Genomic DNA, 6,868 nt, shown 5'->3' with positions numbered 1-6,868 from the left:
GAGTGAGGGCACACCGAGCCCAGGCGAGGTGCCGAGTGGTGGGGCAAAGACCTTTTGGTTACTTTTGGCTGGGCCGGCATTCCGGGCGTTTGCCAAAAGTGACCCGCTGTAAGAGCGGAACCCTAAGACGCCGTGACCGCAGCAACGGATATGTACACCAAACATCCCATTTGACTCCCCTCCCACCCCCATGCTCTCCTACACACCTTGTTTCGGGTGCCCTTCACAGGGTGAAACGGGAAACCGGTGACTTATGCCTGCGCATGAGAAGTCCGGTGCTGCCCCCGCAACGGTAAGCGAGCGAAGCATCATAACCACTGTGCCTGTAAGGCATGGGAAGGCGATGCTTTTTAGACCCAGCGTCCCTCGCAAGCCCGGAGACCGGCCCGAAAAAATTCAGATAACAAACCCGCGGTGGGCGGGCGCTGTTCAGACCCTGCGTGCCCGGCTCGCAGGGTTTTCATGCGCTCGTTTCACCCCGAAACCCGAAGGGACGCGCCCATGTCGATCATCAGCAGCACCTCGCACTCCGCCAGTAGCACCGCCACCCTGAGCCAACGCCTGATCGCCGCCATCGGTGCGTCGATCCTCGGCGCGTGCCTGGTGTATTTCGCCGGTTTCTCGCATATCGAGGCGGTGCACAACGCTGCCCACGATACCCGCCACAGCGCGGCGTTCCCCTGCCACTGAGAACTGCCGACATGATCAAGCGCATCGCCCAAACCGCAGGCTTCACCGGCTTGCTCGCCGCCCTGCTGCTGACCCTGCTGCAAAGCTTCTGGGTCGCCCCGCTGATTCTGCAGGCGGAAACCTTTGAAAACGCCCCGGCCGCTGCCGAAGTCGTGCCCCATGTGCACGCTGAAGGCGCCGCCGCTCACACCCACGACGCCGAAGCCTGGGAGCCGGAAAACGGCTGGCAACGCGTGCTGTCCACCACTGGCGGTAACTTGGTGGTTGCGGTCGGTTTCGCATTGATGCTGGCCGGCCTTTACACCTTGCGCGCGCCAACCCGCACCGCTCAAGGGCTGCTGTGGGGCTTGGCCGGTTACGTGACGTTTGTACTGGCGCCCACCCTGGGCCTGCCACCGGAGTTGCCGGGCACCGCTGCCGCCGATCTGGCGCAGCGGCAGATCTGGTGGATCGGCACGGCGGCGTCCACGGCTGCGGGTATCGCGCTGCTGGTGTTTGGTCGCAATTGGCTGCTCAAAGGGCTGGGTGTGGCGATCCTGGCCGTGCCGCATGTGATCGGCGCGCCGCAACCTGAAGTGCATTCGATGCTGGCTCCAGAAGCGTTGGAAGCCCAGTTCAAGATCGCCTCGCAACTGACCAACGTCGCGTTCTGGCTGGCACTGGGTCTGATCAGCGCCTGGCTGTTTCGCCGCAACCGCGACGATCAATACTCGGCATGACGCTGGTGGTCGGGCTGGGTTGCCAGCGCGGGTGCGATGTTCACACCCTGCTCGGCCTGTTTGACGCCGCCCTGGCCGAGGGCGGTATCGAGCGCCAGCGCATCACCGCGCTGGCCAGTATCGACCGCAAGCGGGATGAACCGGGGCTGCTTGCCCTGTCGAACATGTTGAACCTGCCGTTGCGGTGTTTCAGCGCAACGCAATTGGCGCTGTTTGAACCGCGCCTCAGTCACAGATCGGCGGTCGCGTTTGCCCATACCGGCTGTTACGGCATCGCCGAAAGTGCCGCCCTGGCCTTGGCTGAACAGCTGTCTCACCGCCCCGCCCGCCTGCTGATCACGCGCAAAAAAGTCGCCCAGGCCACCTTTGCATTGGCCTGCGCCGACTAAAAACCCGATAATTGCCCTTCTCGATCATGAGCAATCTTCATGCTCGCCCGTTTTTCAACAGGAATTCCCATGACCGTCTACTTCATCGGCGCAGGCCCCGGCGACCCGGAATTGATTACCGTCAAAGGCCAACGGTTGATCCGCAGTTGCCCGGTGATCATCTATGCCGGCTCATTGGTGCCAGCGGCGGTGTTGGAAGGTCACCAGGCGGAACAGGTGGTCAATAGCGCCGAATTGCACCTGGAACAGATCATCGACCTGATCAAGGCTGCCCATGCCAAGGGCCAGGATGTGGCACGCGTGCACTCCGGCGACCCCAGCCTGTACGGGGCGATTGGCGAGCAGATTCGCTGCTTGCGCGAGTTGGGCATACCGTTCCAGATCATCCCGGGCGTCACGGCGGTGGCGGCGTGTGCGGCGTTGCTGGAGACCGAGCTGACCCTGCCGGATATCGCGCAAAGCGTGATCCTGACGCGCTATGCGGATAAAACCAGCATGCCGGCGGGTGAAGACTTCGACAGCCTGGCGCGCCACGGCACGACCATGGCGATTCACTTGGGGGTGAATCATCTGGCCAAGATCGTCGCCGAGCTGCTGCCGCATTACGGCGCAGACTGCCCGATTGCCGTGGTGCACCGGGCGACGTGGCCAGATCAGGATTGGGTGGTGGGTACGCTGAGTGATATTGCCGAGAAAGTGGCGGCTAAAGGCTTTCGGCGTACGGCACTGATTGTGGTCGGGCGGGTGCTGGCGAATGACAGCTTCAGTGAGTCCTCGCTGTACCGTGCAGGCCACGCGCACCTTTATCGCCCCTGAAGCAATGCGCTCAAACAATGTGGGAGCGGGCTTGCTCGCGAAGACGGTGGGTCAGTTGCAGATGTACTGACTGATACACCGCATTTGCGAGCAATGCGCTCCCACAGTTAATCTTATTTGGCAGGAATACCGCGCAAGACTCTGAATTTTAAGCATAAAAAAACGGCGCTCACGGGGCGCCGTTTTTTTGTTCGCAGCGAACACCTTACTCAGTAGTAGGCGTTTTCTTTCTGCGTGTGGTCGGTGACGTCGCGTACGCCCTTGAGCTCGGGGATGCGCTCGAGCAAGGTGCGCTCGATGCCTTCACGCAAGGTCACGTCTGCCTGGCCGCAGCCCTGGCAACCGCCGCCGAACTTGAGTACGGCAATACCGTCTTCGACGACATCAATCAGGCTGACCTGACCGCCGTGGCTGGCCAGCCCCGGGTTGATCTCGGTTTGCAGGTAGTAGTTGATGCGCTCGTTGACCGGGCTGTCAGCGTTGACATTCGGCACCTTGGCGTTGGGCGCCTTGATGGTCAACTGGCCGCCCATGCGGTCGGTGGCATAGTCGACCACGGCGTCATCGAGGAAGGCTTCGCTGAAGTTGTCGATGTACGCGGTGAAGCTTTTCAGCCCCAGGGCGGTGTCTTCAGGCTTCTCTTCTCCGGGCTTGCAGTAGGCAATGCAAGTCTCGGCGTATTGGGTGCCGGGCTGGGTGATAAAGACGCGGATGCCGATACCTGGGGTGTTCTGCTTGGACAGCAGGTCGGCCAGGTAATCATGGGCGGCGTCGGTAATGGTTATGGCAGTCATGGAAACTCCTCACAGGCTTGCGGGCAGTTTACGCCAAATCATTACAGAGGTACAAAGTCCTAGTGTTTTTGTCGGGATAAATTCGACCGCTCGTCGCCATCAAACCAACCTTTGAGGACGCGATAACTGCCCTGCTCCAGCCATCGGTAGCTGCCCATGGCGCTCAGGCCGATGATCACCACGCACACGGCCAGCACGGCATAAGGGTTCAGGGCGTAACGCTGGGCCAGATAACCGCCGGCCGAAAGCACCAGCACATGCAGCAAATACACCGAATAGGAGCAGTCCCCGAGTACTTTAAACAGACGATAGTTGACGAAGAATCGCTCAAGCGCCACGCACGCCACCACCAACACCGCGCTGGGCAGGCCCCAGGTCAAGGCGCGGGGCGAGGCCGGCCAATGATAGATCGCCAGCAGCGCTGCGACGATTCCCAGCAGCGGCAGCCATAACCCCGGGCGAATCCAGCCCTTGCGGTAGAGCATGCCGATGCCGATGCCCATCAGAAATTCGACGACAATGTCCGAGCGATAGAACTCACTGATCCAGCCAAACGAGGTCCAGGCCTCGCAGACCGCAAACAGCAACGCCGCCACCACCAGCAGTCGCCATTGCCGACGGAACAGCAAGGCCCAGGCAAACAGCAGGTAAAAAAGCATCTCGTAGTTCAGCGTCCAACCGACGTTAAGGGTCGGGTACACGCCATAACCGCCGGGGTTTTGCGAAGGAATAAACAACAGCGACATCAACACATGGGCGGCATCGACGCTCTGGTCCGGCAGCATTGGCCGGGCGACCACCACCAGTAATGCCATCAGCAGCGTGTAGAACCAGTAGGCCGGCACGATGCGCAGCAGACGGTACAACAGAAAACGCCAGGGCGGCAGGTCCTTGTCCTGGGTAGACAGGAAAATCACCAGGCCGCTGATGACAAAAAACACGTCCACGCCCGCGGCGCCTTTTTCGACAAATAACCTTCCCAAGGCCGTGTCCGCCTTGAAACCGAAGAAAATCTGCATGAAGTGGTGCCCTACCACCGTCCAGGCCGCCAGCGCGCGCAACGCCTGTACCGAGATCAACATTGTTTGCCGCCCTTCCCAACTCATCTAGATGAAGTTGGGACCATGGCGGACGGTCAAAGGTCGATCAAAGATTCTCGTAGCGGTTCATGTCCAGCACGCCTTCTTCCACCGGCGTGGTTTCGCGGATGTACCGCGACGCGTCATGGAAATACTGCCAGAACAGCGGATGGCTGCGGCGCACGCCCCAGCGATCGACGATCTTCTCGAAGCGCTTGGCGTCCCTGGCATTTTCCATTGCCGCCACAAACTCCGGCACTTCCTGCGCGGGGATATTGAAGATGAAGTTCGGGTAGCTGCTGAGCACACCGGGGTAGATGGTCACAGTGTCCAGGCCCGGTTGATAGCGATAAGCCTCACCCAACAGGAACGCCACATTACTGTACGCCCGGTTGCGCAGCATGCTGTAGAACTCGCGTTTGCCATTGGCCGTTTCGATCCGCAGCAGGCTCGCCTCGGGCAATTGATCAATCACCTTGAGCCCCGCTGCCGGCCTCGACGTCAGGCGACTGAGCGCCTGCTCCGCATCCTGCAACGCCGGCTCAATGCCGTCGCGCGAGCAATAGGCACTGGTGCAGCGGTTGATCGGATCCGGGCTGGCATTCAAGTAGCCATAACGCGTCAGCAACTGCTTGGCAAAATCGCGCTTCGGGTCCTTTTCATCCAGGTGCAAGCCGCTCGGCTTGTCATCATCAATCGCTTCATAGTCCAGCCACAGCTTGAGCTTGCCGCTGTTCTGGTACCAATCGTCCATAAAATCATCGCGGGTATCCGCCGGCATCAGACGCAGGAAGTTCTGCTCGGCGCCATTGCGGATCAGGTCGAAATACAGCCGGGTCTGGGCCTGATGCGACACGTTGCCGAACACATCGAAGTTCACCGCCAACTGGTAATAAGTGCGTTCCAGCAACGGGTAATCGAACAACCACATCGTTTGCGGCACCTCGCCGATCAGGCCCTTGGTCACCGAGGCACTGTCGAAATGGCGGAAAATGCTCAACAAGGCATTGTCGTTACCCGCCCACAGGGTCGACCAACTCGGCGGCGGCAAGTCTGCGTAGCTGTCACGGCGCAAGGCCTCGTACTGGTTACGCTTGTCGCGATAGGCCAGCCACAGGCCGAGCACGCTGCCCACGTCGTCGTTCTGCCCCGGCATCGCCAGCAATGGCGTGGCCTGGCCGCGATAACGCGCATCGGTGATGTACAGGTCGTGGTCCGGGTCCTGGAACAGGGTCCAGAAATTATCGCGAATCACGTCCGTGGCGATCTGCCCACGGCACACCGGCCCGCGAATAAAGGTGCGCACGAAGTATTCGGCGTTATCGAGCATGAACTGGTAACGCGCCTTGGCCGGAATCGCCTCAAAGGTCTCGAACGGGTTGGCCCGGCGCCCCGGACCATAGCCCGGCAAGGCGTTGACCTGCCAGTCACCGGCGTAGAACAGCGCTTTGATGCGCGCCATTTTCGCCGCGCTGAACGGGTAAGTGATGTGCGTTTTGTGCACGATCACGCCCTGCACCGGCCAGAGACGGTAATAAACATTGGTGCCTGGATCATCGTTGGGGCGACGGGTGGCGATCAGATCAATCGGCTGGCCGCTCGGCGTGCGTGAGCGCACCCACTGGAAGAAATGCCCCGGCTCGCCGTTCTCGAAGTAAATGTGCGCCAGGAACAAATGCTCATACAACCAGCGCGCCACCAGGCTTTCGCGGGCGCCGGGCTGGTTGAACAGGTTTTCCCACTGCTGCACCTGCAAGGCTTCCCTGGCGCTGGGCGCCAGGCCTTGCTCATCAATCGGGGCGCCGGAGGCCAGCCAGCGCTGCAGCGTCCGGTATTGCTGGTCGGTCAGGCCGGTGACGGCCAGCGGCATGCCTTCCTTGGGATGCGCGCCGGCGTAGGCATTGAACTCGCCGGGCATGGCGCACAGGTTCTGGCGGTTCAGGCCCAGCATGATCTCGTCGGGCAATTTGGCATTGGGTTTAAGTGGCGCGTTATGACCCAGCTCCAGCATGCGCGCCATCAACGCGGCCTGGCTGCCCTGGGCGTCCAGCACCGAGTAGAAGCCCTTCTGCTGCCAGGCCTGCTTGCCGAAGGCGTCTGAGAACAAACGGGTGGTCGGTGCGGCCTGGCTGCGTTCGCCGTCGTAGACCGGCATTTTGGTCGCGCCGCGCGCCGCGCCCTCGGCACTGCCCAGGTTGAGCTGGCAGGCTGAGTCGTAACAGGCGTGGCAGGCCACGCACTTCTCGGTGAAGATCGGTTGGACGTCGCGAGTATAGGAGATCGCCGGGACGGGACTGTTGACCGGTAAAGCCTGTGCCTGAGCGCAGCTGGCTATCAAGGCCAGAACGGCGCTGATGATGAGGCGAAGTGACATGTATCCG

7 protein-coding genes and 1 riboswitch are annotated in these 6,868 nt (G+C 61.1%); of the genes, 4 read left to right on the top strand and 3 right to left on the bottom strand.

What is annotated here, in order from left to right:
* Positions 1-197 precede the first annotated feature (197 nt).
* Positions 198-404, top strand: a riboswitch (cobalamin riboswitch).
* A gap of 97 nt (positions 405-501) precedes the next feature.
* The 4 genes from AACU78_RS27445 (at position 502) to cobM (ending at position 2,614) form a co-directional block, all read left to right on the top strand.
* Positions 502-690 (top strand): CbtB domain-containing protein, encoded by a 189-nt coding sequence (locus tag AACU78_RS27445; RefSeq protein WP_106578736.1) that lies wholly within the window; start codon positions 502-504, stop codon positions 688-690.
* 11 nt (positions 691-701) lie between these two features.
* On the top strand, positions 702-1,409 hold the full coding sequence (locus AACU78_RS27440) for a CbtA family protein (protein WP_106578735.1): 708 nt from the start codon (positions 702-704) through the stop codon (positions 1,407-1,409).
* The gene (locus tag AACU78_RS27435; RefSeq protein WP_106578734.1) at positions 1,406-1,798 is read left to right on the top strand and encodes a cobalamin biosynthesis protein; all 393 of its coding nucleotides are present in this window, start codon (positions 1,406-1,408) and stop codon (positions 1,796-1,798) included. Before AACU78_RS27440 ends, AACU78_RS27435 begins: the two co-directional genes overlap by 4 nt.
* Before the next feature lie 69 nt (positions 1,799-1,867).
* Positions 1,868-2,614: a precorrin-4 C(11)-methyltransferase gene (gene cobM, locus AACU78_RS27430; RefSeq protein ID WP_106578733.1), complete on the top strand. Its 747-nt coding sequence runs from the start codon at positions 1,868-1,870 to the stop codon at positions 2,612-2,614.
* A 209-nt stretch (positions 2,615-2,823) separates the two neighbouring features.
* Here cobM and nfuA read toward each other — a convergent pair whose 3' ends face one another.
* From nfuA to AACU78_RS27415, 3 genes are all read right to left on the bottom strand, one after another.
* Positions 2,824-3,408, bottom strand: coding sequence for a Fe-S biogenesis protein NfuA (nfuA, locus tag AACU78_RS27425; RefSeq protein WP_017136914.1), 585 nt, complete (start codon positions 3,406-3,408; stop codon positions 2,824-2,826).
* 59 nt (positions 3,409-3,467) lie between these two features.
* A complete protein-coding gene (locus AACU78_RS27420) occupies positions 3,468-4,490 on the bottom strand; it encodes an acyltransferase family protein (protein ID WP_106578732.1) in 1,023 nt (340 codons plus the stop codon).
* 64 nt (positions 4,491-4,554) lie between these two features.
* Positions 4,555-6,861 carry a fatty acid cis/trans isomerase gene (locus AACU78_RS27415; RefSeq protein WP_106578731.1) on the bottom strand — a complete coding sequence of 769 codons (2,307 nt, stop codon included), beginning with the start codon at positions 6,859-6,861 and terminating at the stop codon, positions 4,555-4,557.
* Positions 6,862-6,868 lie beyond the last annotated feature (7 nt).

The sequence above is a fragment of the Pseudomonas sp. R9.37 genome, assembly GCF_963878885.1.
Taxonomy (GTDB): Bacteria; Pseudomonadota; Gammaproteobacteria; order Pseudomonadales; family Pseudomonadaceae; genus Aquipseudomonas.
This window is presented reverse-complemented; position numbering and strand designations above follow the sequence as displayed.